The sequence below is a fragment of the Rhodobacter xanthinilyticus genome (genome assembly GCF_001856665.1).
GTDB lineage: Bacteria > Pseudomonadota > Alphaproteobacteria > Rhodobacterales > Rhodobacteraceae > Rhodobacter > Rhodobacter xanthinilyticus.
In genome coordinates this window covers 1,610,375-1,636,762 of the sequence record NZ_CP017781.1, presented here as the reverse complement: position 1 = coordinate 1,636,762, position 26,388 = coordinate 1,610,375, and the positions used below count along the sequence as shown (strand labels likewise).

The window sequence follows — 26,388 nt, the reverse complement described above, 5'->3', positions numbered from 1 at the left end:
TCGGGCAGAGCGGCGGCAGGGCAACCCGGGGAGCGAGATGGAAAACCTGCGCGGCAGCTTGTTGATGGTGCTCGCGATGGCGGGCTTTGCGCTTGAGGACATGTTCGTCAAGGCGCTGGCGCGGGGGCTGCCGCTGGGCGAGGTGCTCGCGATCCTCGGCGCGGGGGGCGCGGCGATCTATGCGGTGGTGGCGCTCTTGCGGCGCGAGCGGCTGGTCACGCGGGGGCTTCTGTCGGGGCCGGTCCTGATGCGCAATGCCACCGAGCTGATCGGCACGATGTGTTTTGTCTCGGCGGTGGCGTTGACGCCCCTCGCGCAGGCTTCGGCGATCTTGCAGGCGACGCCGCTGGCGGTGACGCTGGGGGCGGCGCTGTTTCTGGGCGAGACGGTGGGCTGGCGGCGCTGGCTCGCGATCGGGGTGGGGTTCGCAGGCGTCCTGATCGTGATTCGGCCCGGCACCGAGGGGTTCTCGGCGCTCTCGCTTTTGGCGGTTGCGGCGGTGATCGGGCTCGCGGCGCGCGATGTGGTCACCCGGCGGGTGCCGCGCGAGGTCAGCTCGCTGATGCTCGCGACCTGGGGCTTTGCCTCGGTGATCCCGGCGGGGGTGGTGATGGCCGCGCTCTCGCCCGAGCCGGTGCGCGCGCCCTCGCCGCTCGAGGCGGCCTATTTCGCGGGCGCCCTCGTCTTCGGCACCGGCGCCTATTACGCGCTGATCGCGGCGATGCGGATCGGCGAGGTCTCGGTGATCACGCCGTTCCGCTACACGCGGCTGGTGTTTGCGCTGATCATCGGGGCGGCGATCTTTGCCGAGCCGGTCGATGGCGCGACGCTCGCGGGGGGGCGGTGATCGTCGGCTCGGGGCTCTATACGCTCTGGCGTCAGGCGCGGCGCCGGCGCGCCGACCTTCGTCGCTAACATGCGCCGGGGCGTCGGTTTTTCGGCGCTTGGGCCTTTTCGGATGGCCCGCCCGGGTCTATAGAGGGCGCGACTTCAGCACCCAAGCAGGGGACCGACATGAGCACGATCATCGACATCCACGCGCGCGAAATCCTCGACAGCCGCGGCAACCCGACCGTCGAGGTGGACGTCACCCTCGAAGACGGCACCATGGGCCGCGCGGCCGTGCCCTCGGGCGCCTCGACCGGCGCCCATGAGGCGGTGGAACGCCGCGACGGCGACAAGGCCCGCTACATGGGCAAGGGCGTGCTCGAGGCGGTGATGGCCGTCAACGGCGAGATCGCCGAGAACCTGGTGGGCGAGGATGTGACCGAGCAGGTCGCCATCGACCGCGCGATGATCGAGCTCGACGGCACGCCGAACAAGAGCCGGCTCGGCGCCAATGCGATCCTCGGCGTCTCGCTCGCCTGCGCCAAGGCCGCGGCCGATTACACCGCGCAGCCGCTCTACCGCTATGTCGGCGGCGCCGCGGCGCGGATCCTGCCGGTGCCGATGATGAACATCATCAACGGCGGCGAACATGCCGACAACCCGATCGACATCCAGGAATTCATGATCATGCCGGTGAGCGCGGGCAATATCCGCGACGCGGTGCGGATGGGCTCGGAAGTGTTCCACACGCTCAAGAAAGAGCTGACCGCGGCGGGCCTCTCGACCGGGCTTGGCGATGAGGGCGGCTTTGCGCCGAACCTCAGCTCGACCACGGCGGCGCTCGATCTGATCCTGAAATCGATCGAGAAGGCGGGCTACAAGCCGGGCGAGGATATCTATCTCGCGCTCGATTGCGCCTCGACCGAATATTACAAGGGCGGCAAATACGAGATGAAGGGCGAAGGCCTGTCGCTCAGCTCGGAAGAGAACGCCGACTATCTGGCGAAGCTCTGCGCGGCCTATCCGATCATCTCGATCGAGGATGGCATGGCCGAGGATGACTGGGCGGGCTGGAAGATGCTCACCGAGAAGCTCGGCGACAAGGTGCAGCTCGTCGGCGACGACCTCTTCGTGACCAACCCCGCGCGTCTGGCCGAGGGGATCAAGCAGGGCGTGGCGAACTCGATGCTCGTCAAGGTCAACCAGATCGGCTCGCTCACCGAGACGCTGCAGGCGGTCGAGATGGCGCATCGCGCGCGCTATACCAACGTCATGTCGCACCGTTCGGGCGAGACCGAGGATGCGACGATCGCCGATCTCGCGGTGGCGACGAACTGCGGCCAGATCAAGACCGGCTCGCTCGCGCGCTCCGACCGGCTGGCGAAATACAACCAGCTGATCCGCATCGAGGAAATGCTGGGCGAGACCGCCGAATATGCGGGTCGTTCGATCCTGAAATAAGTCAGAAGACCGACCTTCGGTTTCTTCTTGGCAAAAATACGCATGACCCCGCCGGAACGCAGCGTTCCGGCGGGGTTTTCTTTGACTTTCAGGCCTCCGGCGGGCGTATTTGGGCCAAGAAGAAACGGGAGGACGGAATGGAAGAGGCGGATCGGATCATCGCGGAGCTGGGGCTTTTGCCGCACCCCGAGGGAGGGTGGTATCGCGAGACCTGGCGGGCAGCGGCGGAGGCGGGCGCGCGGCCGGCGGGCACGGCGATCCTGTTCTTGCTCAAGGCCGGTGAGCGCAGCCATTGGCACCGGGTCGATGCGGCGGAGATCTGGCATTTTCACGCGGGCGCGCCTTTGGTGCTCGGGATGTCGGAGCACGATGCCGGGCCGCGGCGCGATGTGGTTCTGGGGGCGGATGTGCTCGGCGGCGAGGTGGTTCAGGCGATCGTGCCGGCGGGGCATTGGCAATCGGCGCGCAGTTGGGGGGCGTGGTCGCTGGTCGGCTGCACGGTGAGCCCGGGGTTCCGCTTCGAGGGGTTCGAGCTCGCGCCGCCGGGGTTTGCGATCCCGCGCTGAGGGCGTCTGAGACGGCGGCGGGCTCACCAGAAATCGCGTTTGAACCAGCCTTGCAGATCGGCAAGCCAGCTTGCGGGCGGCCAATCGGCGAGCGCGGTGACGAGCACCAGCGCCACGAGCGCGCCGGCGAGGGCCAGTTCGCGCCGGTGGCCCAGGACCGCGCCGCCCGCGCCGCGCAGAAGGTTGATGATCACCGACCCATGCAGCGCGATATGCCAGCCGCCCGCGCCGAGAAAGAGCGCGCCCATCGTCAGATGCAGGCTCTCCCAACCCGGCCGGGAGAGGCCGAGCGCGGTCCAGTCGCCGGTCTGGGCGATCCGGCCCGAGGGCGCGATGGCGAGCACAAGGCCCGAGAGCGCCATCACCAGAGAGGCCAGTCCGATCAGGAAGACCGCCGCCGCGCGGGCCGAGAAGCGGGGGGCGGAGGACGGGGCGGAAACGGGATGGGCCATGGGACACCTCCTCGCGCGTTCAGCCGAGTATAGCACGCCCCGCCCTGCCCCGCCATGCGACGCGCTGGCCCGATCAGGCGGGCCCGATCAGGCTGATCCGATCAGGCGGGCCCGGCGACGCGGTGCATCACCCAGAAGGCGAGTTTGAAGGCGAGCGGGCCGACGAAGAGCGAGAGCACGAAGGCCACCGGCCAGGCGGCGAGGAAATGCTCGAGCCAGCGCAGCGGCCAGCCCGGGGTGAGGCCCTCGGCGACGAGGATCGAGAAGAGGAAGGTCATCATCAGCGCCATCAGGCAGGAGATGAAGACCTGTGCGAGCAGGATCGTGAGTTTCTCACGTTTCGGGTTCGGTTTTTGCATCATGCACCTTTGCGGCGGGCGGGGCCCGCATGTTTAGGTGCCGTGGGTTCGAAAACTCGACTAACTCCGGGCGCGGGGGGCGCCTCGGGGCCGGGGTAACCTGACCGGCCGCACGTTTTTCGGCTTGGGCGAAATAATGCGGCGCGGGGCGGGCGTCAAGCGCGGCGGGCTCAGTCGGGCTGGCTGATCTGGCCGCCGCCGACGAAGGCCGCGACGCCGGTGGTGGTGGGGGCGGTGGTGGGCAGGCCGCGGGCCACGCGCACGGCGAGATAGGCGAAGGCCTGCGCCTCGAGCATGTCGCCATCGAGGCCGAGATCTTCGACGGGGGCGACGGGCACGCCCACGCGCGCGGCGAGCTCGACCATCAGCGCCTCGTTGAGCCGGCCGCCACCGGCGACATAGAGCGCGCTGGGGGGGCTGGGGAAATGCTCAAAGCCGCGGGCGACGGCGGCGGCGGCGAAGGCGGTGAGCGTGGCGGCGGCATCGGCGTCGCAAAGCCCCTCGAGCGCCGCGAAGAGCGGGTTGAAATCGTTGCGATCCAAAGACTTGGGCGGGATGCGCAGGAAATAGGGATGGGCCAGGAACCGCGCGAGGAGGCCCTCGTCGGCCCGCCCCGCCCGGGCGAGCGCGCCGCCTTCATCGACCTCGCCGAGCCCGCGCGCGCGCATCAGATCGTTGAGCGGGGCATTGGCGGGGCCGGTATCGAAAGCGAGCACCGCGCCGGGCACCTCGGGGCCCGGCGCGCGCGGGTCGAGCCAGGTGACATTGCCAACGCCCCCGAGGTTCAGGATCGCCACCGGCGCGGTGAGCCCGGCCCATTTCGCGCAGGCGAAGTGGAAAAACGGCACGAGCGGCGCGCCCTGACCGCCGAGCTCGACATCCATCGAGCGGAAATCCCACACCACGGGGCGGCCGAGCACCTCGGCCAGCACCGTGCCCGAGCCTGCCTGATGGGTGCGGCGGGGGCCCTGACGGCCGTCGGGGTCATGGGCCAGCGTCTGGCCGTGAAAGCCGACGAGCCGCGCCTCGAGAAGGGTCGAGAGGAGCTCGGCATGGGCGGTCTCGACGACTTCGGCCGCCGCCTCGACCCCGGGCTCACCGGGCCAGCGGCCAAGGGCTGCGCGCAGGGTTTCGCGTTCGGCCTCGGAATAGGGGCGATAATCGGCGCGGCCGAAATCGAGGATGCGGGTGCCATCGGTCAGCACGAGCGCCGCATCGACGCCATCGAGCGAGGTTCCCGACATTGTCCCCACTGCCCAGACCGGCCCCGGTTTCAACATGGCTTCCCCTTTCGCTGATGCGCCGATATACGCATGGGCGCAGCAAAGGAACAAGCACGATGACCTACCACCCCAAATCTGACTTTCTTCGGATCATCATCGAGCGCGGCTTCCTTGCGGATTGCACCGATCTGCAGGAGCTCGACGCGGCATTGGCGAAGGGGATGGTGACCGCCTATATCGGCTATGATGCAACGGCGGCGAGCCTGCATGTGGGGCATCTGCTCAATATCATGCTGCTGCGCTGGTTCCAGAAGACCGGCAACAAGCCGATCACGCTGATGGGCGGGGGCACGACGAAAGTGGGCGACCCGAGCTTCCGTTCGGAGGAGCGCCCGCTGCTCACGCCCGCGCAGATCGACGCCAATATCGACGGGATGCAGCGGGTGTTCGCGCGCTATCTCGATTATCAGGACGCGGGCAATGGCGCGCTGATGCGCAACAACGCCGAATGGCTCGATGAGCTCAATTACCTCGATTTCCTGCGCGATATCGGGCGGCATTTCTCGGTCAACCGGATGCTCTCGTTTGAATCGGTGAAATCGCGGCTCGATCGCGAGCAGAGCCTGAGCTTCCTCGAATTCAACTACATGATCTTGCAAGCCTATGATTTCCTTGAGCTGAACCGGCGCTACGGGTGCCTGTTGCAGATGGGCGGCTCGGATCAATGGGGCAATATCATCAACGGGATCGATCTCACGCGCCGCGTGCTCGACCGCGAGATCTTCGGGCTGACGACGCCGCTTCTGACCACCTCGGACGGGCGCAAGATGGGCAAGAGCCAGGGCGGCGCGGTGTGGCTCTCGGGCGAGATGCTCTCGGCCTATGAGTTCTGGCAGTTCTGGCGCAACACGACCGATGCCGATGTCGGGCGCTTCCTCAAGCTCTATACCGAGCTGCCGGTCGAGGAGTGCGAGCGGCTGGGCGCGCTCGGGGGCGCCGAGATCAATGGCGCGAAGATCATCCTCGCCAATGAGGTGACGACGCTTCTGCATGGCGCGGAGGCGGCTGCGGCGGCGGAAGCGACCGCGCGCGAGGTCTTCGAGAAGGGCGGCGTGGGCGAGGATCTGCCGACGCTGAGCCTGGCGCCCGAGGAGCTGGCCGAGGGGATTTCGCTGGCGCAGCTCGTGCTGCGCTCGGGGCTGGCCAAAACCGGCAAGGACGGCAAGCGGCTGATCGCCGAGGGCGGACTGAAGGTCAACGACGATATCTGCACCGAAGCCGGGCGGATGTTCCATGCCGGCGATTTCGCCGAGCCGCTGAAACTCTCGGCGGGCAAGAAGCGCCACGCGCTGGTGCAGATCGACTGACGGCGTGGGGGGCGCTGCCCCCCGGCCTGCGGCCTCCCCCCGGGATTTTTGGGGCAAGATGAAAAGCAAAAGGGGCGCTCCTGCCGGGCGCCCCTTTCTCTTTCATCTTGCCGAAAATATCCTCGGGGAGGTCCGGAGGGGTGGAAAACCCCTCCGGCGGGGGGGTCGGGGGGCTGGCCCCCCGCGTCTCCCCCCTGCCCTGATCTTCCGCCGTTACTCCTCGACGGTCGCCGAGACGATGTAATCGGGGTCTTCGACGAGGCCGTTCATCCGGGCATCGCCCTTCTTGATCTTGTCGACGAGATCCATGCCTTCGACGACATGACCCACGATCGTGTATTGGCCATCGAGATGGGGGGCGGCGTCGAACATGATGAAGAACTGCGAGTTGGCCGAGTTCGGATCGGCGGAGCGGGCCATGCCGACCATGCCGCGGGTGAAGGAGCGGTTCGAGAATTCCGCCGGCAGGTCGGGCAGTTTCGAGCCGCCCATGCCGGCCATCTGCAGATCGCCGCCGCGTTTGCCGAATTGCACATCGCCCGTTTGCGCCATGAAGCCGTCGATCACGCGGTGAAAGACCACGTTGTCATAGGCGCCTTCCTTGGCGAGCGCGGTGATCTGGGCCACGTGTTTGGGCGCGACATCGGGGAGCAGGTCGATGACGACCTTGCCGGTTTCCGAGCCGCCGATCTGCAGCACGAGGTTGGGGCCCGGGCCGTCGGGGACGGTGGTACCATCCTGGGCAAAAGCCGCGGCCGAACCGAGCGCCCCGCCGAGGCCGAGCGCCAGCGCCGCGCCGAGGAGCGCGCGTTTGCCCAAGTTACGCATCGGCGGCGACCTTGACCGAGATCATCCGGTCGGGCGAGGCCGGCGGCTCGCCGCGGGCGATCTTGTCGACGAATTCCATGCCCGAGAGCACGCGGCCGTAGACGGTATATTGGCCGTTGAGGAAATGGTTGTCGGCGAAGTTGATGAAGAACTGCGAGTTGGCCGAGTTCGGGTTCATCGAGCGCGCCGCGCCCAAAGTGCCGCGATCATGCGGCAGGCGCGAGAATTCCGCTTTCAGATCAGGATATTGCGAGCCACCCGTGCCGGCGCGGCGGGGGTTGTAATCCTTTTCCATATTGGCGTGTTCGACGTCACCCGTCTGGGCCATGAAGCCGTCGATCACGCGGTGGAAGGCGACGTTGTCATAGGCGCCGTCGCGGGCGAGCTGTTTCATCCGCTCGGTGTGCAGCGGCGCGACATCGGCGAGCAGTTCGATGACGACGGGGCCGTCTTTCAGCTCGATGATGATGGTGTTCTCGGGATCTTTGATTTCGGCCATGACGGTCCTCCTCGAAATTTTTTGCGACTTTAGGGAAGGCGTGCGGGATTCGGAAGACGAAAGCGCCGCGTGCCGTTGACGGCACCCTCACATCAGGGCAAGTTTGCGTGAACCGCGCGGGCAGCCCCCGGGCCCTCCCCGCCCTGCGCGCAACTCAGGAGAAGACGAATGGCTTGGAAAACGCTCGACGAGATGGATCTTTCGGGCAAGGTCGTGCTGGTGCGGGTCGATATCAACGTGCCGGTGGAAAACGGTGTGGTGACCGATGCGACGCGGATCGAGAAGATCGTGCCGACGGTGCGCGACATTCTGACCGCGGGCGGCAAGCCGGTGTTGCTGGCGCATTTCGGGCGGCCGAAGGGCAAGGTGGTGCCGGAGATGAGCCTGCGGCCCTTGGTGCCGGTGCTGGCCGAAAAGCTCGGCGCGCCGGTGGTGTTCGCGGAGGATTGCATCGGGGCGCCGGCCAAGAAGGCGGTGGCGGCGATGGCGCCGGGCGAGGTCGTGCTGTTGGAGAACACCCGCTTCCATGCGGGCGAGGAGAAGAACGCCCCCGAGCTTTCGGCGGCGATGGCGGCGCTTGGCGAGGTTTATGTCAACGACGCGTTTTCGGCCGCGCACCGGGCGCATAGCTCGACCGAGGGGGTGGCGCATATCCTGCCCTCGGCGGCGGGGCGGCTGATGGAGGCGGAGCTCAAGGCGCTCGAAGCGGCGCTGGGCGCGCCGGTGCGGCCGGTGACGGCGGTCGTGGGCGGGGCGAAGGTCTCGACCAAGATCGAGCTGTTGTCGAACCTCGTCGCGAAGGTCGAGAACCTGGTGATCGGGGGGGGATGGCCAACACCTTCCTCGTGGCGAAGGGGATCGATGTCGGCAAGTCGCTCGCCGAGCGCGAGATGGCCGAGACTGCGCGCGAGATCATGGAGAAGGCCGCCGAGACGGGCTGCCGGATCGTGCTGCCCTCGGATGTGGTGGTGGCGCGCGAATTTGCCGCCGGGGCGGCGAATGAGGTCGTGGCGGCGGATGCCTGCCCGATGGATGCGATGATTCTCGATGCGGGGCCGGCCTCGGTCGCGGCGATCGTGGCGGTGTTCGAGGCCTCGAAAACGCTGATCTGGAACGGCCCGCTCGGCGCCTTCGAGATCGCGCCGTTCGACACGGCGACGAATGCGGCGGCGCAGGCGGCGGCGCGGTTGACGAAGGCGGGCGCGCTGACCTCGGTCGCGGGGGGCGGCGACACGGTTGCGGCGCTCAACAAGGCGGGCGTTGCGGGCGATTTCAGCTATATCTCGACCGCGGGCGGGGCCTTCCTCGAATGGATGGAAGGCAAGGAATTGCCCGGCGTCGCGGCGCTGATGAAATAAGCGACAGGCGGCCCAAGGGCCGCCTTTTCCCTTCGGGGCGGGCTGTTAGCGTTCTCAGAATTGCGCGCGCGCGGCCGAGCCTGTATCCGGGGCACAAGGCCGGGCGACCGGCGTTTCAACACCAAGGGGGCCATCATGGCGAATGCGAAGCAGACCGAACAGATCCAGAAGGGCCAGGGCTTCATCGCCGCGCTCGACCAATCGGGCGGCTCGACGCCGAAGGCGCTGAAGCTCTATGGCATCGAAGAGGATGCCTATTCGGGCGAGACCGAAATGTTCGACATGATCCATGCGATGCGCTCGCGGATCATCAAATCGCCCGCCTTCACCGGCGAGAAGGTGATCGGCGCGATTCTGTTCGAGCAGACCATGGACCGCGAGATCGACGGGATCCCGACGGCGACCTATCTGTGGGAAAAGCGCGGCGTGGTGCCGTTCCTGAAGATCGACAAGGGGCTCGAGGCCGAGGTCAAGGGCTGCCAGACGCTGAAGCCGATCCCGGGGCTCGAAGATCTGCTGACGCGCGCGGCGAAGGCCGGGATTTTCGGCACCAAGGAGCGCTCGGTGATTTCGGCGGCGAATGCCGAAGGGATCCGCGATGTGGTTGCGCAGCAATTCGAGCTGGCGAAAACGGTGATCGCCCATGGGCTGATGCCGATCGTCGAGCCGGAGGTCACGATCTCGATCGCGGACAAGGCGGCGGCCGAGGCGATGCTGCGGGAGGCGATTCTCGAGCAGCTGATGGCGCTGGGCGAGGATGAGAAGGTGATGCTGAAGCTCTCGCTGCCGACCAATGCGAATTTCTACAAGCCGCTGGTCGATCATCCGAAGGTTCTCAAGGTGGTGGCGCTCTCGGGCGGCTATTCGCGCGAGACCGCGAACGAGATGCTGGCGCAGAACACCGGGATGATCGCGTCCTTCTCGCGGGCGCTGACCGAGGGGCTGAGCGCGCAGCAATCGGACGCCGAGTTCGACGCGATGCTGGCCGAGACGATCGAAGGGATCTACCAGGCGTCGATCGCGGGCTGAGGCCCCGGCGCCGGACGGATCGGACGGGGGCCCCTCGCGGCCCCCGTTCACATTTTGCGCAAGCCCCCGAAAATATGGCGGATTTCGCCGCGAGGGGGATTCCCAAGCCGCTTGCGCTGTGGCATGATTCCCAGACCGCCCAAGAAGAGGCGGACCCTTGGCATATCGAGCGAAACCCATGCACAAGAGCCGCACCCTCGGGCCCTTTATCTTTGCCTCCGTCGCGTTTGTGCTCGGGGCCTATTTTACCTTTGCCGCGGTGCAAGGGTCTTACGGGGTGTTCCGGCGCGTGCAGATCGATGCCGAGATCAAGGACCGCACCGCCGAGCGCGATGCGCTGCGCGCGGAGGTGGACCGGATGGCGAACCTGACGCGGCGGCTTTCGGATCAATATCTGGACCTCGACCTGCTCGATGAGCGCGCGCGCGAGGTGCTGGGCACGATCCGGCGCGACGAGATCGTGATCCGCTGAGGCGCGCCCGCCCGGAGAGGCGAGACGCCCCCTTCCCGCCCCCGGTGCCCCGGGGGTTTCTTGTTTTTCGGGCTGATGCCTGTCGAAACGGCGCTTTCGCGGCAAATCCGGGGCGCGGGCGCGGGCCCGTCTTGCGAAGCGTTGCCTTTTGCGGAGGGCTTTGCTAGAGGTAGTTTAACGTTGAACTATCTTCGTCTCAGGGGAGGATGCCCGATGGCACCACGCAAGCAACCCGAGGCACAGGCCGCCGCGGGCGCCAATGTCTCGAAGGAAGAGCTGCTCAAATATTACCGCGAAATGCTGTTGATCCGGCGCTTCGAGGAGAAGGCAGGCCAGCTTTACGGGATGGGGCTGATCGGCGGCTTCTGTCACCTCTATATCGGGCAGGAAGCGGTGGTCGTCGGGCTCGAGGCGGCGGCTTCGGAGGGCGACAAGCGGATCACCTCCTATCGCGACCACGGCCATATGCTCGCCTGCGGGATGGACCCGAAGGGGGTGATGGCGGAGCTCACCGGGCGCGAGGGCGGCTACAGCCGCGGCAAGGGCGGCTCGATGCACATGTTCTCCAAGGAAAAGCATTTCTACGGCGGCCACGGGATCGTGGCGGCGCAGGTGCCGCTGGGCGCGGGGCTGGCGTTTTCGGACAAATACAAGGGCAACGACCGGGTGACGTTCGCCTATTTCGGCGACGGGGCGGCCAACCAGGGGCAGGTCTATGAGACCTACAACATGGCCGAGCTCTGGGATCTGCCGGTGATTTTCGTCATCGAGAACAACCAATATGCGATGGGCACTTCGGTGGCGCGGGCGACGAAATCGACCACGCTCTTTGGCCGCGGTCTGGCTTACGGGATCGAGGGCGAAGAGGTCGACGGGATGGATGTGCTCGCCGTGAAGGCCGCGGGCGAGAAGGCGGTGGCGCATTGCCGCGCGGGCAAGGGGCCGTATATCCTCGAGGTCAAGACCTATCGCTACCGGGGGCATTCGATGTCGGACCCGGCGAAATATCGTTCGCGCGAGGAGGTTCAGAAGATCCGCGAGGAGCGTGACGCGATCGAGGCGGTGCGCGAGCTGCTGCTGACCGGCGGGCATGCGAGCGACGACGATCTCAAGGCGATCGACAAGGAGATCAAGCTGATCGTCAACGAGGCGGCGGAATTCTCCAAGGAAAGCCCCGAGCCCGCGCTGAGCGAGCTTTGGACCGATATTTACGCGTGAGGAGCTGAGAGAATGGCAACCGAAATCCTGATGCCCGCGCTCTCCCCCACGATGGAGGAAGGGACGCTTGCGAAATGGCTCGTGACGGAGGGGGATGTGGTCAAATCCGGCCAGATCATCGCCGAGATCGAGACCGACAAGGCGACGATGGAATTTGAGGCGGTCGACGAGGGGGTCGTCGGCAAGATCCTGGTGGCCGAGGGCACGGCGGGCGTGAAGGTGAACACGCCGATCGCGGTGCTGGTCGAGGAGGGCGAGAGCGCGGAAGCCGCGCCCGCCCCGGCCGCGGCGGCGGCCCCTGCCCCGGCGGCGGCTTCCGCGCCCGCCCCGGCGGCCGTGGCGGCGCCCGCGCCGGTCGTGTCGAACGCGTCGGCCGATTGGCCCGAGGGCACGCCGATGAAGACGATGACGGTGCGCGAGGCGCTGCGCGAGGCGATGGCCGAGGAGATGCGTGGCGATGGCACGGTCTTCCTGATGGGCGAGGAGGTCGCCGAATATCAGGGCGCCTACAAGATCAGCCAGGGGCTCTTGGACGAGTTCGGCGCCAAGCGGGTGATCGACACGCCGATCACCGAATATGGCTTTGCGGGCATCGCCTGTGGCGCGGCCTTTGGCGGGCTGCGGCCGATCGTCGAATTCATGACCTTCAACTTCGCCATGCAGGCGATGGACCATATCATCAACTCGGCGGCGAAGACGCTTTACATGTCGGGCGGGCAGATGGGTTGCCCGATCGTGTTCCGCGGCCCGAACGGGGCGGCGGCGCGGGTGGGCGCGCAGCACAGCCAGGATTATGCGGCCTGGTATGCGCAGGTTCCGGGGCTGAAGGTGGTGATGCCTTACTCGGCGGCGGATGCGAAGGGGCTGCTCAAGACCGCGATCCGCGACCCGAACCCGGTCGTGTTCCTTGAGAACGAGATCCTCTATGGCCGCAGCTTCGAGGTGCCGGCGCTCGAGGATTTCACGATCCCGTTCGGCAAGGCGAAGATCTGGCGCGAGGGCACGGATGTGACGCTGGTGAGCTTCGGGATCGGGGTGAGCCATGCGCTCGAGGCGGCACAGACGCTCGCCGCCGAGGGGATCTCGGCCGAGGTGATCGACCTGCGCACGCTGCGCCCGCTCGATTATGACACGGTTCTGGCCAGCGTGATGAAGACCAACCGCTGTGTGACCGTCGAGGAGGGCTGGCCGGTCGCCTCGATCGGCAACCATCTGAGCGCGGTGATCATGGAGCGCGCGTTTGATTATCTCGACGCGCCGGTGATCAACTGCACGGGCAAGGATGTGCCGATGCCCTATGCGGCCAACCTCGAGAAACTTGCGCTGATCACCCCCGACGAGATCGTCGCGGCGGTGAAAAAGTCACCTACCGCTGAGGGAGAGAGAGAATGGCAACCGAAATCCTGATGCCGGCGCTCTCCCCCACGATGGAGGAGGGGACGCTTGCGAAATGGCTCGTGAAAGAGGGCGATGAGGTCAAGGCGGGGGATATTCTCGCCGAGATCGAGACCGACAAGGCGACGATGGAGTTCGAGGCGGTCGATGAGGGGATCGTCGGCAAGATCCTCGTGGCGGCGGGCACGGCCGGCGTGAAGGTCAATACGCCGATTGCGGTGCTGGTCGAGGAGGGCGAAAGCGCCGAGGCCGCGCCGAAGGCGGCGGCGCCGGTCGCGGCGGCCCCGGCGGCGGAAGCCCCGGCGGCGGCTGTGGCGGCTCTGGCGCCGGCGCCGAAGGCCGCGGGCGCGCGGATCTTCGCCTCGCCGCTCGCGCGGCGGATCGCGGCGGAAAAGGGCGTCGATCTGGGCACGGTCACGGGCTCGGGGCCGCATGGGCGGATCGTGAAGGCCGATGTCGAGGGCGCGAAAGCGGCGCCCGCGGCGGCTCCGGTTGCGGCGGCGGCGCCTGTGGCGGCGGCTGCGGCCCCGGCCCCGGCGGCTTCGGCCTCGAACGTGGCCAAGCTCTATGAGGGGCGGGTCTATGAGGAGGTCGCGCTCGACGGGATGCGCAAGACGATCGCGGCGCGCCTCACCGAGGCCAAGCAGACGATCCCGCATTTCTATCTGCGCCGCGAGGTGCGGCTCGATGCGCTGATGGCGTTCCGGGGCGAGCTGAACAAGAAGCTCGAGAGCCGGGGCGTGAAGCTCTCGGTCAATGATTTCATCATCAAGGCCTCGGCGCTCGCGCTGCAGGCGGTGCCTGATGCCAATGCCGTCTGGGCGGGCGACCGGGTGTTGAAGATGAAGGCGTCGGATGTGGCGGTCGCGGTCGCGATCGAGGGCGGGCTCTTCACGCCGGTGCTGCTCGATGCGGAGGCGAAATCGCTCTCGAAACTCTCGGCGGAGATGAAGGATCTGGCCGCGCGGGCGCGGGCACGCAAGCTCGCGCCGCAGGAATATCAGGGCGGCGCCTTCGCGATCTCGAACCTCGGGATGTTCGGGATCGAGAATTTCGACGCGGTGATCAACCCGCCCCATGGCGCGATTCTCGCGGTCGGGGCCGGGGTGAAGAAGCCGGTGGTGACTGCCGCGGGCGAGATCGAGGTCGCGACGATGATGTCGATGACGCTCTCGGTCGATCACCGGGTGATCGACGGGGCGCTCGGCGCGCAGCTGCTGGCCGCGATCGTCGAGAACCTTGAAAATCCGCTGGCGATGCTGGCTTGAGCCAAAAATCTGCTGCAATGCAGAAAAAGCCCCCGGTTTCGGGGGCTTTTTGTTCTGGCTCAAGGCGAAAGGCCCCGAAAAACATATTGTCGCATCACGATATGATCGTTCGGAAAGGAATCGTCATGGACTGGAAGGCGGAACTTGCGACCATCAAGAGCGGCATGGGGGACTTTGCCAAGCATCAGGAAGCCCCGTTTCAGGGCTTCCACGCGCTGCATGGCGCCTCGCTCGCGCCCGGCGCGCTCTCGACCAAGCAAAAGGAGCTGATCGCGCTCGCGATCGGGATCGCGCGGCAATGCGCCTATTGCATCGGCGTGCATGTGCAGGCCTGCATCGCGGCCGGGGCCACGCGCGAAGAGGTCGAGGAAACGGTGAATGTGAGCGTGCTGATGGGCGGCGGGCCGTCGCTGATGTATGGCATCAAGACGCTCGAGGCCTTCGACCAGCTCTCCAGCTGATCCGGGCCTGACAAACGGTCAAGGGCCGGGTCCCACCCGGCCCCGGCCCCCGTTCCTCTGCCCGGCTCAGCCGGCGCAGTCGCAGCCCTTGAGCTGCTGATCCATGCGCACCGCAGGCTGATCGCAGCCCGCCTCGCCAACGATCTTCGCAGGCACGCCCGCAACCGTCTTGCAGCAGGGCACATCGGCCAGCACGACCGACCCCGCCGCGATGCGGCTGTTCTCGCCCACGCGAATATTGCCCAGAACCTTCGCCCCCGCGCCAATCAAGACGCCATTGCCGATCTTGGGGTGGCGATCCTCCTCCTCCTTGCCGGTGCCGCCCAGCGTCACCGAATGGAGCATGGAGACATTGTCGCCCACCACCGCCGTCTCGCCGATCACGATCGAATGGGCGTGGTCGATCATCACGCCGCGCCCGATCCGCGCCGCCGGATGGATATCGACGCCGAACATCTCCGAGGTCCGCATCTGCACGAAATAGGCCATGTCGCGGCGCCCGTTGCGCCACAGCCAATGCGCGATCCGATAGGATTGAAGCGCTTGATACCCCTTGAAAAACAGGATCGGCTGCAAAAACCGGTGGCAGGCCGGGTCACGGTCATAGACCGCCACCAGATCGGCCCGCGCCGCCGCGCCGAGATCGGGATCCGCCGAATAGGCCTCATCGGCAATCTCGCGCAGGATCTGTTCGCTCATCTCCCCCGAGGCGAGTTTGAGCGAGAACCGATAGGCCAGCGCGCGCTCCATCGTCGGGTGGTGCAAGAGCCCCGCATGGATCAGCGCGCCCAGAAGCGGCTCATCGCGCACCGCATCGCGTGCCTCATCACAGATCCGGGTCCAGACCGGATCGATTGCAGCAACCTTCGCGCGGATTTCGGCCATGACAGAGCTCCTTCTTCACGGTGCGAGCCTATCACATAGGCGCGCATCGGAATAGGGGAAGGGCGCGGGCGCGAAAAGAGCTAAACGCGCGCCCGCCATTCGGCGATGACCGCCAAGACCAACGCCAAGGCCTGAAGATACTCCGGCCCGAAGAGGCTCCCGCGGTAAAGCGGCGCCCGCATCGCGCGATCGATCAGCGCGCCATTGCCCCAAAGCGGATGGCTACGGCCAAGCCGCTTGCGGATCCGGTCGGCGCAATGCGCCTCCTCGAGCATCCGCCGCACCGCCCCGAAACGCGCCGACGGCGCGAGCGGCAAGACCGCCCGCGCCGCCATGATCAGATCGCCCTGCAAGATCGGGCGCATGGTCAAACCGCCACCGCAACCGAGGCAAAAAGCCCCGCGCCATAGACATCCGACACCTGCGCCACCGCGAGCGCAAACCCGCCCGCGACCCCATCGGCCGCCGCCTGCGCACTCGAATAGCTCCAACCGGGCTCGGCCACGAGCACCTCGCGCCGCACCGCCGTGCCGTCCATGACCCGCACGAGATAGCGCTCCTGCGCCTCGCCAAGCGGCACGTCATAGCCGTCCCAACTGTCCCCATCTATCCGCGTGCGCCGCACCCAGGAGAAATCCCAACCCGCGCCCGTCGCCGCCACCCGCAGATGACAGGGGCTGAGCGGGCGCAGCCCGATCCCCGAGAACGCCTCCACCCGGTGCCGATACGAAGGGTCGTCGTAAGGCCGCTGCGCCGCGCCGATCCGGTAATGCCGCGCAAGCCCCCGCGCCGAGGGCGCAAGCTCGATCTGCCCGGCCGATCCGTCGAGCAACACCACCGTGCTGCCCACCGGCCAGGCCGCCGGCATCAGCGCATCCGAGCCAAGCTGCCCGCGCAGCCGCAAGCTCAGATCCCAGGTCCGCACATCGACAAGCGTCGCCTCGGCAAACTGGAAAATCTCCCAATTGTCCGAACTGCCATCGCCGATCGCCATGACATTCGCGCCATTGAGCACCCGCGCCATCGTCGCCGCCTCGAGCTCGCCCGTCGCGAGCTTCACCCGCACCGCCGGCCCGCGGTCCCAGACGCCCGGCCGCGCCGCCAGCATCGGCGTCAGCGTCCGCCCGATCACCGAGCGCGCCTCCACCAGCCGGTTGAGCGTATAGCCCGCATCCTCGCTCGCCGAATAGACCGCGACCGAGCCCGGCCAGGGCCGCGCCGTCACCGCCAGATGCGGCGCATAGGGGTCTTCCTTGCCGGTCAGCAAAGGCAGATCGAGAAACACCGGCGTCACCGGCACCGGCGCGGCAAAGGGCTTGAGCGTGATCCGCGCCTCGGCCTCGTCCGAGGGCTCATAAAGCCCCGGCTCGATCCGCACAGCCTCGACCGCCACCGCGCCCGCCTGCTCGACCCGGTCGATCCGATAGCGCCGCACCCCGTCCGCGCGCTTGAGCGCCACGACATCGCCGGGCCCGAGATAGCTGCGCGAGGGCGCCAGCGTCATCCGCACCCCGTCGCGCGCCACCCGCGCCTCCGAAAGCCACCGCTCGACGATCTCCTGCGCCTGCGCCCGCGTCAGCGCGATCTCGAGCTCCGAGCCCGCCGCCGCCCCCGCCGTCTCATCCGGGAACACCGCCTCGACAACCCGCGTCTCGAAATCACCATCCGCCTCGACATAGGCAAGCCGCACCCGCCCGGCCATCTCCGCCTCGGGTGCCCGCGTCGCCTCGACCGTCTGGTCCTCCTCTCCGAGCGCGAGCTCGCCCTCCTCGATCTGCGCATCGACATGCCCGTCGCGCATCCGAAACGCCAACCTGCCGCCGCGCTCGACCGCCTCGAACCCATAGCCCAGCATCAGCGATTGCAACGCCGAACGCGCCGAGGCCGCACTCGTCACCGCATAGCCGCGCACGACCCCGTAAAGCCCGCTCGTGTCGATCGCCTCGAGCCCGGCCGTGCCGCAAATCTCCGCCACCACCGAGGCCAGCGGCTGCGACACCGCCCGCCCCGAGATCCAATGCCCGCGCGCATAATTCTCCGCATCCGCCCAAAGCGCGCCCAGCGCCGGAAACTGCGGATAGGGCCGGCTATCCCAGGCCCAGACATTGGCCCGGCTCATGTCGACCATCGGCCCGGCATAAACCTCCGAGATCGGGTTGTTCGCCGCATCCCCCCAATAGCCCACCATCGCGCGCAGATATTGCATCTGCACCAACTCGTCGCGCCGCCCATCCGAATAATAAGGCAGGCTCGATTCCGAGCTCTTCGGGTCGAGGAACTTGTTGGGCTGGTTGGTGCCCTTGTCGATCGCCGCACAGCCCATCTCGGTGAACCAGATCGGCTTCATCCCCGGCTCCCAGGCCGTGGGCGCCCCCGCACGCACCCCGCCGATGCGCTCGAAATGCTCGTTCTCCCACCAGCCGCGAATGTCCTTGTAGCGCCACACCCAAGGCTCGCCATAAGCCTCGTCGGTGATCGGCGTGCGGATTTGCGCATCGCGGTGCTCGGGCGCGGCATAATACCACTCATACCCCTCGCCCCCGGCGATATTCGCCATCAGATAATCGAGGTTGTAGATCGAGCCCCAGCCCGCATCGAGATGCTCCTCCCCCGCGCGCCAATCCGAAAGCGGCATGTAATTGTCGATGCCCACGAAATCGATATTCGGGTCCGCCCAGAGCGGATCGAGGTGAAAATAGCGATCCCCCTCCCCGGTCTGATAGCCGAAATACTCCGACCAATCCGCCGCATAGCCGACCTTGCACCCCGGCCCGAGGATCGCCTTCACCTCCGCCGCAAGCTGGCGCAGCGCCACCACCGCCGGGAAACTGTCCCCCGCGCCCCGGATCTGCGTCAGCGCGACCATCTCGGTGCCGATGCAAAACGCCTCGACCCCGCCCGCCTGCGCACACAGATGCGCATAATGCAGGATGAACCGCCGCATCGACCATTCCGCAGGCCCCGTATAGGCCACCGTCCCCGCCGCCGCCGAGAAATCCCCCGGCTGCGCCGCACCGAAAAACGCCGCAACCTCCGCCTCGGCCGCCGCCGTCCGGTCGGGCGTGCCCTCGCGCCCGGGCGCGATCGAGGTCGTGATCCGCCCCCGCCACGGCAGCGCCGGCTGATCATCCGCCCCGCTCCAGGGATCGGTCTTGCCGTTCCCGGCGATCTGATCCATCAAGATAAACGGATAGAAGGTCACCGCCTTGCCCGCCGCGCGCAGCGCCACGATCGCCTCGATCACCGATTGGTCCGCAGGCGTGCCGCCATAAACCGGCGCACCATCGTCCAAGGCCACCTGCCCCGCCGTCGCCCGATCCACACCCGAGACGCGCCAGACCATATTGGTCCCCTCCGCCTCGAGCGTATCGGCCCGCGGCCGCACCGTGCAGTCCCCACAGCGCAGATCGTCGCCAAACCAGCTCACCACCAGCGACACCGCCCCGCAATTGGGCAGCTCCTCGCCCAGCGTCTCGAGCGCGCGCGCAAAATCCGTCTTGCCTCCGGGCGCATTCTCGTTGACCGCCGTCGTCCCCTCGGTCAGCTCATCCCCGGTGCTCGTGTAAACCGGCGTCGTCGCCAGCGCATAATCCCCCGTGCCCGGGATCAGCGCCACCGCCTGAATGCCCCGCACAAGATCGGGAACCTCGTCGACCAACGCCCCCTGCGCCGCGCGCATCACCTCAAAGGTAAACTGCGGCACCCGGTTGCCGTAAGGCTCGAGCGGCAGATCCTCGATCACAACATAGGCAATCCCGCGATAGGCCGGCGCCTCCCCCTCGACCGCCACGATCTTCGGGTCCGGCACCTGATCCTCGGTCCCCGCATAGACCCGCATCGTCAGACGCGACTTGTCGATCTCGATCCCGTCCGCCCAGACCCGGCCCACGCGCAGGATCTCCCCCTCGCACAGCGCGAGCGCGAGACTCACCGAATAGCTGTAGCTCGTCGTGGTGACCTTCGGCGTGCCCTTGCCGCTCTTCTGCACCGTCTGCGTCTCGAAGAACCGCGTGGCCCAGATCACCTGCCCGGCCATCCGCATCCGCCCCCAGAGCCGGCCCACCGCCTCGCCCTCCGACGCGCTCGAGAGCCGCAGCCGGTCGACCTTGCCGGTCTCCACCGATTGCGAGCCCACGCCCAGGAGCTTCTGGTCGATCGCCCGCCCGAGCGCCGCGCCCACCGCGCGCCCGATCACCGCGCCCGAAAGCCCCAGAACCGTGCCGCCGAAGCCGCCGCCGATAGCGGCCCCCGCCGCCGAAAGCAAAATCGTCGCCATTCACCTGGCTCCTTCCGGAAATTGAAATCGCGCCACGATACGGCGCCGCCACGGCTCGGAGAGCGGGCTCTCCACGACCCCGTGGCCGGTATAGGCATGGATGAAGCTCGCCTCGGCCCCGACCCGCGCCAAAATGCCCAGATGCTTCGCGACCGCCCCGTCGCGCATCCGAAACAACAGAACCTGCCCCGGCGCTTCCGCCCCGGCCACCACCAGATGCCGCGCCGCCGCCGCCCAGAGCAGCTCCTCGCGCGCGGGCTCCGACCAATCCGACGTATAAGCCGGGATCACCTCGGGCTCGGCCCCGTAAAGCCCCCGCCAAATGCCGCGCAACAGGCCCAGACAATCCGTGCCCGCACCCCGCACCGAGGCCTGATGCTGATAAGGCGTGCCGAGCCAGTCGCGCGCAATCGCCACCGCGCGCGCGCCCGCCGTCTCCTCGCCCCTCATGAGAACAGGCTCCCCCCGTCATTGGTGCCCGAACTGACCGGATAGCTGATCAGCCAATCCTCGCCCGGCAAATGCGGAAACCCGCGGAAATTCAGGAAATTCTGGAATTTGAGCCGACAGGTCTCGGCCCGCCGGTCGCAACCCGCCTCGAGCCGCACCAGATCGCCCACGGCAATCTCCGCGCCCAGCCGCTGCCACAGCTCCACCACCCGCTCGCCCGTCCCCGCAACCCGATCGTTCTTGATCAGGCCGACAAGACCCGCCGCCGCCCCGGTCAGAACCTTCAGCCGCCCCTTCTCGAACCACCGATCCTCGAACCCGTCGACCTCGGCAAAGCGGAACACCACCGCCCCCTCGACCTCCTCGGCCGCGAGCTCGATCGCATAGCCGGGCTTGTCGAGGTTGAACCGGCACTGCCCGTCCCCCAGAACCGCCGAACAGCGCGGATGATAGACCCGCCCGTTCTGCGCCCCCAAAGCCTCCGTCAGCCCGCGCAGCTCCGCCGTGAACGCCCCGCCCGCGCGCGTGATCTCGCCCACCGAGCCGCGAAACACCATCTCGCGCTGGCTCACATCGGCCCAGTTCACGATCCAGGCCCGCACCTCGGCGCCGTCATAGCGCCCGGCAAGAATATCCGCCTCGTTGATCGCCTCCGAGCTCAGCGCCCCGAAACTCTCGGTATTGTCGACCGCAAGCCCGGTGTTTTGCGCCACCGCCCGCGCCGTCATCCCGCTCTCGGGCGCAAACCGCAGCCCCTCGAACGTCAGCGCCACATCATGATCGGTGAAACCGAGCTCCACCCCATCGGTGCGCGTGATCGCCCAGGCCCGCGCCAGCGTCGTGCATCCGCTCGCCAGATGCGCCTTGAATGCCTCCGAATAGCCCATCAGACCCGCACCTCCACAACCGGCACCTGCGGCAGATCCCCTGCCTGGAACGATTGCACCGAGACCTGGATCCGGTCGGTGTCAAACCGCACCGGCACATCGAACTCGAACCCCGCCGTCACCCGCGCGCCCATCGGCGGCGCATCGACAAAACTGATCACCCCGGTCTCGAAATTCACCGAAAAATGCACCGATTCCGCCTGATGGTCGCCCTGCAACCCCACCAGAACGGTGCCCGACACCGGCTTCACGATCGGCCGCGTATAACTCTGCGCGCCCGAAACATAGGTCTTGGCGAGCTGAAACTGCGTCGTCACCCCGTCGCCCGTGCCGATCACCTGGTCTTCATAATCCGGGCTCTTCGAGGAGGGGCAGCTCTTGTAATCGGCCCAATCCTTCCAGCGAAACCCGTGCAACTGCCCGCCCCGCGCCTCGAAAAACGCGATCAACCGCTCGACATCGTCGAGCGAGCGCAGGCCAACCCCCGCGTCATAATGCCGGCGCGAATGCGCCCAGGGCGTGTTGCGCTCCTCGAAGCCGCTCGCAAGCGTAACGATATCGGTGCGCCGCTCCGGCCCGCCGACCGAGCCAAAGCTCAGATTGGCCGGAAAGCGAACTTCATGAAAAGCCATTGTCCTACCTCAGCTATTGCGATTGCCGCGCGCCAGAACGCGGTTGATCTGCGCGGCGATCTGGCTTTGGCTGCGCGCAAAGCCGGCGGTATCGGGTGTGGTGATGTTCATCACCACATTGACCGTCCGCCCGCCGCCATTCGACTGCACCCCGAGCCGCCCATCGGCGGTGCGCGTCAGCGGCATGATCGCCTCCGGCCCCGCCTCGCCCATCAGCCCGGTCGCGCCGCGCATCGGGAAATTGGTGGGCGAGCTCACCACGCCCCCCTTGGCAAAGGGCATCACCTTGCCCTGCGCAAAGGCGCCGCCCTTCGCAAACGGCAACATGCCGCCGAGAAAATCGCTCATCGTCGTCGCGATCGCCCCGCCAAAAGCGTTCTGCACCGGCTTCATCGCCACCGCATAAACGCTGTCGACCATCGTCTGCGCCACGCTCTTGAGCGCATCCTCGAGCTTCATCCCCTCGAAGATCAGCCCGTCGAAGGCGTTGCGCAGCCCCCGCCCGATGCTCGCCGTGAGCGTGTTCACCTCGCGCCCGGTGAACAACATCCCCTCGCGCATCCGCCCGAGTTCCTCGTTGAAAGCGCCCGCCATCGCCTCGGCCCCGCCGAGGTTCTTCTCGAGCGCCGCCGTCTGCTGGGTGAAACCGTCCAGCCCGTCGACCTCAGCCATCGCTCATCCTTTCCCATCTGTGCCGCCCGCCGCCGCCGGCCGGTCGGGCCATCGCGCCGCCAGCTCCTCGAGCCGCGCGCGCGTCAAAGGCGGCGAGCCCGCCACCTCGCCGAGCATCAGCGCCAATTCAGCGGGCGTCAGCGCCCAGAACTCCGCCGGCCGCAGCCCGAGCCCGCGCAAGCCCACCCGCATCAATCCGGGCCAGTCGAGCCCGCGCGCCTGCGGCAAGCTCATGACCCGCCGCCCTGCGGCACCGTGAAGGCCCGCGCCAACAGCTCCGCCGCGATCCGCGCCGCGCCCACCGGCCCGCCGCCAATCTCGACCGTGCGCAAATCCGCCGCCGTGCCGCGCCATCCGCCGCCCCGCAGCCCCGCCACGACCAGCGCCAGAACATCGCGGCTCGAGAACGCCCCGCCCTCGAAACGCCGCACGAGATCGAGCATCGAGCCCCCCTCGAGCGCCGCCTCGAGCTCGGCCAATGCGCCCAGCGTCAGCTTCGCCACATGCCGCTCCCCGTCGAGAAACACCTCGACCTCGCCCGCCCAAGGGTTTGCCATGGCCGACCTCAGAGCGCCGTGAAGGTCAGAACACCGGCCGAGGCCATGCTCAGCTCATAGGTCGCCTCGCCGTTATGCGAGCCCGCATATTCGACCGCAGTGATCATGAACGGCCCCTGCACGATGCCGAAATCGGGGATGATCACCTGAAACTCGGGCACTTCCCCGTCAAAGAAGATCTGCCGCGCGCGCTCGTCGGTCGAGGCGTCCTTGAACACCCCCGAGCCAGAGATCGAGGCCGAACGCACGCCGGCGCCGCCCAGAAGCTCGCGCCAGCCGCCCTGGCTCTCGAGCGAGGTCACATCGACCGTCTCCGCGTTGAAGCTGATGCGCGTCGCACGCAGCCCCGCGATGGTCTCAAACTGCCCGCCCCCGGTGAGGTCGAGCTTGATCAGAAGGTCCTTGCCGTTCTGCGCCGCCATGTCAATTCTCCGATAAGTGCTGGAATTTGGTCAAACCGCCCGCCTCGGACGGTGTTGATTGTCGTATTTTCGCAATCTGCCGGGGCCTCAGCCCTCGACCCGCGCCCGAAACGTCAGGTCGATCCGCCGGGTGTCGGCCTTCTCGACCCGGCGCGCCCGCGCCTTGAGAAACCACAGCCCGACGAGATGCCCCCGCGCGAGCACGAGCGGCGCGTCCACCAAAGCATCCGAGATCGCCGCGGCGATCTCCTTGGCGCTCTGGAACCCGGCCTCATTCGTCACCACCGAGACCACGAAATCATGCGCCGCTCCGTCGCCGGTCTGGTCCGAAGCGTCCGAAACGTCCTCCGGCCCGAGGCTGACATAGGTCGCCGGCGTGGTGCCCGGAGGCACCGCGTCATAGATCGCATCCCCCACCAGCGCCGCGATCGCGGGGTCGGTGTAGATCTGCTGATAGACCGCCGCCTGCAGCGCGGCCGCAACGCCATAGCTCATGCCACCACCTCCTCACGCGCAAAACAGGTCAGGTAATGCTGGCTGCGGTCGGCCTCGGCCACCGCGAGGATGCGAAACACCCGCCCCCTTCGCGAAACCGCTGCTCCGGCCGCGGCCGGCGCGGCGAGCCCACCGGCGCCGCCCGCACCACGATCTTGTAAGGCACCGAGGCGAGCGTCACGAACTCCCCCGCGCGCTCGACGCCGGTGCCGGGCGAAACCTCCGCCCAGAGCTCGCCAAGCGTGACCCAGGTGAGCCGCTGCCCCCCCGCGCCATCGGCCACCCGCTGCGCCTCCTCGAGGCTCAACAGCCGGTTCAGGACAGGCACCGTCATCCCCGCGCCCCCCCATAACCGCCCAGCACCCGCACCGTGCGCCACCGCTCGATCAGCGCCATCACCCCGAACGGCATCGCCTCGCCGGTGATCCCGCCATCGAGCCGGTTCTCGTAATATTGCGCCGCGAGCAGGAACACCGCCTGCGCCAGATCGACCGGCAAATCGCCCCAGGCCGCCCCGAACCCCGCCGTAAACGCGATCTCGACCGTGCCGCCGGTGGCGATCGAGGGCAACAGCCCGCTGATCGGCTCGATCCGCGGCCGGCTCAGATCGGCGATCAGCCGATAGTGCTCGGCCTCGACCACCGTCCCCGCGCCGGCCCTGTCGCGCAGCGTCACCGAGGCCACCGCGCTCACCGGCGCGATCGGCAGAGGCTGGCTCTCCGCCGTCCGCCAATACGCCAGCGTCAGCGTATAATCTCGCGAGATCAACACCTTGGAGGTGCGTCCCTCAATCGCCGCGATCGCCGCCCGCAGATAGGCTTCGAGCGCCGCATCCTCCGCACCGAGGTCGGCAAACCCGGTGCCAAGCCGCAGATGATCGCGGAATTCCGCCACCGGCAGGGCGCCCGAGGCGATCGCCGTTTCTTCGTTCAGCATCATGGAAATCTCTCCGAAAGTCGCGCGCGGCCCGCTCGGGCGGCGCGGTGAGGCGTTCGGGCGCGGGCTCTCCCGCCGCCGCTCGGACGGAGGGAGCAGCTAGGCGACGACGGTCAAACCCGCGCCCGCCCGAAGCCGTTACCGGCTCAGCGCCGCGGGGTTTCCCCCGCGACCAGGTTCACCCCCCTCACGAGGCGGCGAATTTCAGCACCTTGATCGCCGCGAAGTCGGAAACATCGCCGCCGACGCGCTTCGAGGCATAGAAGAGAACATGCGGCTTGGCCGAGAAGGGGTCGCGCAGAACGCGCAGATCCGGGCGCTCGGCGATCGTGTAGCCGTTCTTGAAATCGCCAAACGCGATCGCGGTGGCGCCCGAAGCGATATCGGGCATGTCCTCGGCGATCAGCACCGGATAGCCCATCAGACGCGCCGGCTCGCCCGCCGCAAGGCCATCCGACCACAGGAAGCGGCCATCGGCATCCTTCATCTTGCGCACCGCGCCGGCGGTCTTCGAGTTCATCACGAAGGTCGCATTGGCGCGATATTCCGCCTCGAGCGCATAGACGAGATCGACGATCGCATCCGAGGCATTGAGCGCGGCGAAATCGCCATCCGCGCCGGTCGCGACATAGCCGATCGAGCCCCAGGCCCAGACCCCGTTGGCGACCTTCGGATGGGTCAGGAAGCCGGTCGGCTTGTCGACGCCATTGCCGTTGATGAACGCCGCCGCCTCGGCACGGGCGAATTTGTCAGCGATGCGGCCCGCCAGCCAGCCCTCGATATCGAAAGCCGAGTCATCGAGCAGGCGCTGCGAGGCCTTCGGCATCGCCGAGAGCTCGTGCAGCGGGATCGAGATCCGGTCGATCTGCGGCGTCGCGGTCTCGGTCAGCGCGGCGGTCTCGGTCGCCCAGCCCGAGCCGAGCTCGGTGTGATCGACGAGCACGTCAAACGAGGTCGCCTCGACATTGACGACATTGGCGATCATGCGGATCGAAGCGGTCGATTTGAGCACACCGCGGATCGTGTCCGAGGTCTGCGGATCGACGAGATAGCCGCCCTCGGCCGCCACGGCGGTGTTCAGGCCCTTGCCCTCGAGCGAGAGCCCGCGCAGCGCGTCATCATCGCCCGAACGCAGATAGGCGGCGAAGGCTTTCTGATGCGGCGCCTCTTCGGTGGCGGCGACGGACAGGGCGGGACGCCCGGCGAAAGTTTTGGTCTGCAGCATGGTCATACGCTCTTCTTGCTGTTGAAACTTCGATTTAACTTCATCCTGAAAGCCTTTGATTTCTTTCAGGAACCCGGCCAGCGCGGTTTTCACCTCAGCCGCCGGGTCCGGGCCCTCGGACACACCCGTCCCGGCCCGAGCCTTGGTCTCGGTCTTCATCGTCACTC

General features: G+C 67.4%; 28 protein-coding genes and 2 pseudogenes. 11 read left to right on the top strand and 19 right to left on the bottom strand.

Annotated elements, in window-relative coordinates; genetic code table 11:
* Positions 1–37 precede the first annotated feature (37 nt).
* The 3 genes from LPB142_RS08105 (at position 38) to LPB142_RS08095 (ending at position 2,855) form a co-directional block, all read left to right on the top strand.
* Positions 38–847: a DMT family transporter gene (locus LPB142_RS08105; protein WP_330390785.1), complete on the top strand. Its 810-nt coding sequence runs from the start codon at positions 38–40 to the stop codon at positions 845–847.
* A 167-nt stretch (positions 848–1,014) separates the two neighbouring features.
* The gene (gene eno / locus LPB142_RS08100; protein WP_068765220.1) at positions 1,015–2,289 is read left to right on the top strand and encodes a phosphopyruvate hydratase; all 1,275 of its coding nucleotides are present in this window, start codon (positions 1,015–1,017) and stop codon (positions 2,287–2,289) included.
* A 137-nt stretch (positions 2,290–2,426) separates the two neighbouring features.
* A complete protein-coding gene (locus LPB142_RS08095) occupies positions 2,427–2,855 on the top strand; it encodes a cupin domain-containing protein (RefSeq protein WP_071166064.1) in 429 nt (142 codons plus the stop codon).
* A 23-nt stretch (positions 2,856–2,878) separates the two neighbouring features.
* Here the strand turns inward: LPB142_RS08095 and LPB142_RS08090 are convergent, their stop codons facing one another.
* The 3 genes from LPB142_RS08090 to LPB142_RS08080 form a co-directional block, all read right to left on the bottom strand.
* A complete protein-coding gene (locus LPB142_RS08090; RefSeq protein WP_071166063.1) occupies positions 2,879–3,307 on the bottom strand; it encodes a DUF4405 domain-containing protein in 429 nt (142 codons plus the stop codon).
* Between the two features lie 101 nt (positions 3,308–3,408).
* On the bottom strand, positions 3,409–3,666 hold the full coding sequence (locus LPB142_RS08085; RefSeq protein WP_071167179.1) for a DUF2798 domain-containing protein: 258 nt from the start codon (positions 3,664–3,666) through the stop codon (positions 3,409–3,411).
* Between the two features lie 170 nt (positions 3,667–3,836).
* Complete coding sequence (locus LPB142_RS08080) at positions 3,837–4,946, bottom strand: anhydro-N-acetylmuramic acid kinase (protein ID WP_071166062.1); 1,110 nt, start codon at positions 4,944–4,946, stop codon at positions 3,837–3,839.
* A 59-nt stretch (positions 4,947–5,005) separates the two neighbouring features.
* Here LPB142_RS08080 and tyrS point away from each other — a divergent pair, with 59 nt between their 5' ends.
* Positions 5,006–6,256: a tyrosine--tRNA ligase gene (tyrS, locus tag LPB142_RS08075; protein ID WP_071166061.1), complete on the top strand. Its 1,251-nt coding sequence runs from the start codon at positions 5,006–5,008 to the stop codon at positions 6,254–6,256.
* Positions 6,257–6,469: 213 nt separating this feature from the next.
* Here tyrS and LPB142_RS08070 read toward each other — a convergent pair whose 3' ends face one another.
* Together LPB142_RS08070 and LPB142_RS08065 are read right to left on the bottom strand one after the other, a co-directional pair.
* Positions 6,470–7,084: a peptidylprolyl isomerase gene (locus LPB142_RS08070; RefSeq protein WP_071166060.1), complete on the bottom strand. Its 615-nt coding sequence runs from the start codon at positions 7,082–7,084 to the stop codon at positions 6,470–6,472.
* Positions 7,077–7,583: a peptidylprolyl isomerase gene (locus LPB142_RS08065; RefSeq protein WP_068765214.1), complete on the bottom strand. Its 507-nt coding sequence runs from the start codon at positions 7,581–7,583 to the stop codon at positions 7,077–7,079. The genes LPB142_RS08070 and LPB142_RS08065 overlap by 8 nt, the downstream gene beginning before the upstream one ends.
* 168 nt (positions 7,584–7,751) lie before the next feature.
* On the opposite strand from LPB142_RS08065, the pseudogene LPB142_RS08060 reads away from it, so the two are divergent.
* The 7 genes and pseudogenes from LPB142_RS08060 to LPB142_RS08030 all read left to right on the top strand — a co-directional run bounded on the left by LPB142_RS08060 (position 7,752) and on the right by LPB142_RS08030 (position 14,784).
* Positions 7,752–8,941, top strand: a pseudogene (locus LPB142_RS08060) (phosphoglycerate kinase).
* A 135-nt stretch (positions 8,942–9,076) separates the two neighbouring features.
* Positions 9,077–9,970 carry a fructose bisphosphate aldolase gene (locus LPB142_RS08055; RefSeq protein ID WP_071166059.1) on the top strand — a complete coding sequence of 298 codons (894 nt, stop codon included), beginning with the start codon at positions 9,077–9,079 and terminating at the stop codon, positions 9,968–9,970.
* A gap of 178 nt (positions 9,971–10,148) precedes the next feature.
* On the top strand, positions 10,149–10,442 hold the full coding sequence (locus LPB142_RS08050; protein WP_068765211.1) for an FtsB family cell division protein: 294 nt from the start codon (positions 10,149–10,151) through the stop codon (positions 10,440–10,442).
* A gap of 213 nt (positions 10,443–10,655) precedes the next feature.
* Complete coding sequence (gene pdhA, locus LPB142_RS08045) at positions 10,656–11,660, top strand: pyruvate dehydrogenase (acetyl-transferring) E1 component subunit alpha (RefSeq protein ID WP_071166058.1); 1,005 nt, start codon at positions 10,656–10,658, stop codon at positions 11,658–11,660.
* 12 nt (positions 11,661–11,672) lie between these two features.
* Complete coding sequence (locus tag LPB142_RS08040) at positions 11,673–13,067, top strand: pyruvate dehydrogenase complex E1 component subunit beta (protein WP_071166057.1); 1,395 nt, start codon at positions 11,673–11,675, stop codon at positions 13,065–13,067.
* A complete protein-coding gene (locus tag LPB142_RS08035) occupies positions 13,049–14,323 on the top strand; it encodes a pyruvate dehydrogenase complex dihydrolipoamide acetyltransferase (protein WP_071166056.1) in 1,275 nt (424 codons plus the stop codon). Before LPB142_RS08040 ends, LPB142_RS08035 begins: the two co-directional genes overlap by 19 nt.
* A gap of 125 nt (positions 14,324–14,448) precedes the next feature.
* The gene (locus LPB142_RS08030) at positions 14,449–14,784 is read left to right on the top strand and encodes a carboxymuconolactone decarboxylase family protein (protein WP_068765207.1); all 336 of its coding nucleotides are present in this window, start codon (positions 14,449–14,451) and stop codon (positions 14,782–14,784) included.
* Between the two features lie 66 nt (positions 14,785–14,850).
* Here LPB142_RS08030 and cysE read toward each other — a convergent pair whose 3' ends face one another.
* From cysE to LPB142_RS07960, 14 genes and pseudogenes are all read right to left on the bottom strand, one after another.
* Positions 14,851–15,669, bottom strand: coding sequence for a serine O-acetyltransferase (gene cysE, locus LPB142_RS08025; RefSeq protein ID WP_068765206.1), 819 nt, complete (start codon positions 15,667–15,669; stop codon positions 14,851–14,853).
* An 80-nt stretch (positions 15,670–15,749) separates the two neighbouring features.
* Complete coding sequence (locus LPB142_RS08020; protein WP_068765205.1) at positions 15,750–16,034, bottom strand: DUF7742 family protein; 285 nt, start codon at positions 16,032–16,034, stop codon at positions 15,750–15,752.
* Positions 16,035–16,036: 2 nt separating this feature from the next.
* Positions 16,037–19,945, bottom strand: coding sequence for a baseplate multidomain protein megatron (locus LPB142_RS08015; protein ID WP_071166055.1), 3,909 nt, complete (start codon positions 19,943–19,945; stop codon positions 16,037–16,039).
* Positions 19,946–20,395, bottom strand: a complete 450-nt coding sequence (locus tag LPB142_RS08010) for an NlpC/P60 family protein (RefSeq protein ID WP_071166054.1) — start codon at positions 20,393–20,395, stop codon at positions 19,946–19,948.
* The gene (locus tag LPB142_RS08005) at positions 20,392–21,282 is read right to left on the bottom strand and encodes a DUF2163 domain-containing protein (protein WP_068765202.1); all 891 of its coding nucleotides are present in this window, start codon (positions 21,280–21,282) and stop codon (positions 20,392–20,394) included. Before LPB142_RS08005 ends, LPB142_RS08010 begins: the two co-directional genes overlap by 4 nt.
* Complete coding sequence (locus LPB142_RS08000; RefSeq protein ID WP_071166053.1) at positions 21,282–21,914, bottom strand: DUF2460 domain-containing protein; 633 nt, start codon at positions 21,912–21,914, stop codon at positions 21,282–21,284. Before LPB142_RS08000 ends, LPB142_RS08005 begins: the two co-directional genes overlap by 1 nt.
* A gap of 9 nt (positions 21,915–21,923) precedes the next feature.
* Complete coding sequence (locus LPB142_RS07995) at positions 21,924–22,586, bottom strand: phage tail tape measure protein (RefSeq protein WP_068765200.1); 663 nt, start codon at positions 22,584–22,586, stop codon at positions 21,924–21,926.
* 3 nt (positions 22,587–22,589) lie between these two features.
* The gene (locus LPB142_RS07990) at positions 22,590–22,820 is read right to left on the bottom strand and encodes a rcc01693 family protein (protein ID WP_071166052.1); all 231 of its coding nucleotides are present in this window, start codon (positions 22,818–22,820) and stop codon (positions 22,590–22,592) included.
* Positions 22,817–23,143, bottom strand: coding sequence for a gene transfer agent family protein (locus LPB142_RS07985; RefSeq protein ID WP_068765198.1), 327 nt, complete (start codon positions 23,141–23,143; stop codon positions 22,817–22,819). Before LPB142_RS07985 ends, LPB142_RS07990 begins: the two co-directional genes overlap by 4 nt.
* A gap of 8 nt (positions 23,144–23,151) precedes the next feature.
* Complete coding sequence (locus LPB142_RS07980) at positions 23,152–23,565, bottom strand: phage major tail protein, TP901-1 family (RefSeq protein ID WP_068765197.1); 414 nt, start codon at positions 23,563–23,565, stop codon at positions 23,152–23,154.
* Positions 23,566–23,652: 87 nt separating this feature from the next.
* A complete protein-coding gene (locus tag LPB142_RS07975; RefSeq protein WP_071166051.1) occupies positions 23,653–24,060 on the bottom strand; it encodes a DUF3168 domain-containing protein in 408 nt (135 codons plus the stop codon).
* Positions 24,057–24,394 (bottom strand): annotated as a pseudogene (locus LPB142_RS07970) (head-tail adaptor protein). The gene LPB142_RS07975 and the pseudogene LPB142_RS07970 overlap by 4 nt, the downstream one beginning before the upstream one ends.
* Positions 24,391–24,999 (bottom strand): head-tail connector protein, encoded by a 609-nt coding sequence (locus LPB142_RS07965; RefSeq protein WP_071166050.1) that lies wholly within the window; start codon positions 24,997–24,999, stop codon positions 24,391–24,393. The pseudogene LPB142_RS07970 and the gene LPB142_RS07965 overlap by 4 nt, the downstream one beginning before the upstream one ends.
* A 184-nt stretch (positions 25,000–25,183) precedes the next feature.
* The gene (locus LPB142_RS07960; protein ID WP_068765193.1) at positions 25,184–26,380 is read right to left on the bottom strand and encodes a phage major capsid protein; all 1,197 of its coding nucleotides are present in this window, start codon (positions 26,378–26,380) and stop codon (positions 25,184–25,186) included.
* Between the last annotated feature and the right edge of the window lie 8 nt (positions 26,381–26,388).

Coding starts and splice junctions, on each gene's coding strand:
- LPB142_RS08105 (WP_330390785.1), top strand. CDS start 38: ATGGAAAACCTGCGCGGCAGCTTGTTGATGGTGCTCGCGATGGCGGGC.
- eno (WP_068765220.1), top strand. CDS start 1,015: ATGAGCACGATCATCGACATCCACGCGCGCGAAATCCTCGACAGCCGC.
- LPB142_RS08095 (WP_071166064.1), top strand. CDS start 2,427: ATGGAAGAGGCGGATCGGATCATCGCGGAGCTGGGGCTTTTGCCGCAC.
- LPB142_RS08090 (WP_071166063.1), bottom strand. CDS start 3,307: ATGGCCCATCCCGTTTCCGCCCCGTCCTCCGCCCCCCGCTTCTCGGCC.
- LPB142_RS08085 (WP_071167179.1), bottom strand. CDS start 3,666: ATGCAAAAACCGAACCCGAAACGTGAGAAACTCACGATCCTGCTCGCA.
- LPB142_RS08080 (WP_071166062.1), bottom strand. CDS start 4,946: ATGTTGAAACCGGGGCCGGTCTGGGCAGTGGGGACAATGTCGGGAACC.
- tyrS (WP_071166061.1), top strand. CDS start 5,006: ATGACCTACCACCCCAAATCTGACTTTCTTCGGATCATCATCGAGCGC.
- LPB142_RS08070 (WP_071166060.1), bottom strand. CDS start 7,084: ATGCGTAACTTGGGCAAACGCGCGCTCCTCGGCGCGGCGCTGGCGCTC.
- LPB142_RS08065 (WP_068765214.1), bottom strand. CDS start 7,583: ATGGCCGAAATCAAAGATCCCGAGAACACCATCATCATCGAGCTGAAA.
- LPB142_RS08055 (WP_071166059.1), top strand. CDS start 9,077: ATGGCGAATGCGAAGCAGACCGAACAGATCCAGAAGGGCCAGGGCTTC.
- LPB142_RS08050 (WP_068765211.1), top strand. CDS start 10,149: ATGCACAAGAGCCGCACCCTCGGGCCCTTTATCTTTGCCTCCGTCGCG.
- pdhA (WP_071166058.1), top strand. CDS start 10,656: ATGGCACCACGCAAGCAACCCGAGGCACAGGCCGCCGCGGGCGCCAAT.
- LPB142_RS08040 (WP_071166057.1), top strand. CDS start 11,673: ATGGCAACCGAAATCCTGATGCCCGCGCTCTCCCCCACGATGGAGGAA.
- LPB142_RS08035 (WP_071166056.1), top strand. CDS start 13,049: ATGGCAACCGAAATCCTGATGCCGGCGCTCTCCCCCACGATGGAGGAG.
- LPB142_RS08030 (WP_068765207.1), top strand. CDS start 14,449: ATGGACTGGAAGGCGGAACTTGCGACCATCAAGAGCGGCATGGGGGAC.
- cysE (WP_068765206.1), bottom strand. CDS start 15,669: ATGGCCGAAATCCGCGCGAAGGTTGCTGCAATCGATCCGGTCTGGACC.
- LPB142_RS08020 (WP_068765205.1), bottom strand. CDS start 16,034: ATGCGCCCGATCTTGCAGGGCGATCTGATCATGGCGGCGCGGGCGGTC.
- LPB142_RS08015 (WP_071166055.1), bottom strand. CDS start 19,945: ATGGCGACGATTTTGCTTTCGGCGGCGGGGGCCGCTATCGGCGGCGGC.
- LPB142_RS08010 (WP_071166054.1), bottom strand. CDS start 20,395: ATGAGGGGCGAGGAGACGGCGGGCGCGCGCGCGGTGGCGATTGCGCGC.
- LPB142_RS08005 (WP_068765202.1), bottom strand. CDS start 21,282: ATGGGCTATTCGGAGGCATTCAAGGCGCATCTGGCGAGCGGATGCACG.
- LPB142_RS08000 (WP_071166053.1), bottom strand. CDS start 21,914: ATGGCTTTTCATGAAGTTCGCTTTCCGGCCAATCTGAGCTTTGGCTCG.
- LPB142_RS07995 (WP_068765200.1), bottom strand. CDS start 22,586: ATGGCTGAGGTCGACGGGCTGGACGGTTTCACCCAGCAGACGGCGGCG.
- LPB142_RS07990 (WP_071166052.1), bottom strand. CDS start 22,820: ATGAGCTTGCCGCAGGCGCGCGGGCTCGACTGGCCCGGATTGATGCGG.
- LPB142_RS07985 (WP_068765198.1), bottom strand. CDS start 23,143: ATGGCAAACCCTTGGGCGGGCGAGGTCGAGGTGTTTCTCGACGGGGAG.
- LPB142_RS07980 (WP_068765197.1), bottom strand. CDS start 23,565: ATGGCGGCGCAGAACGGCAAGGACCTTCTGATCAAGCTCGACCTCACC.
- LPB142_RS07975 (WP_071166051.1), bottom strand. CDS start 24,060: ATGAGCTATGGCGTTGCGGCCGCGCTGCAGGCGGCGGTCTATCAGCAG.
- LPB142_RS07965 (WP_071166050.1), bottom strand. CDS start 24,999: ATGATGCTGAACGAAGAAACGGCGATCGCCTCGGGCGCCCTGCCGGTG.
- LPB142_RS07960 (WP_068765193.1), bottom strand. CDS start 26,380: ATGAAGACCGAGACCAAGGCTCGGGCCGGGACGGGTGTGTCCGAGGGC.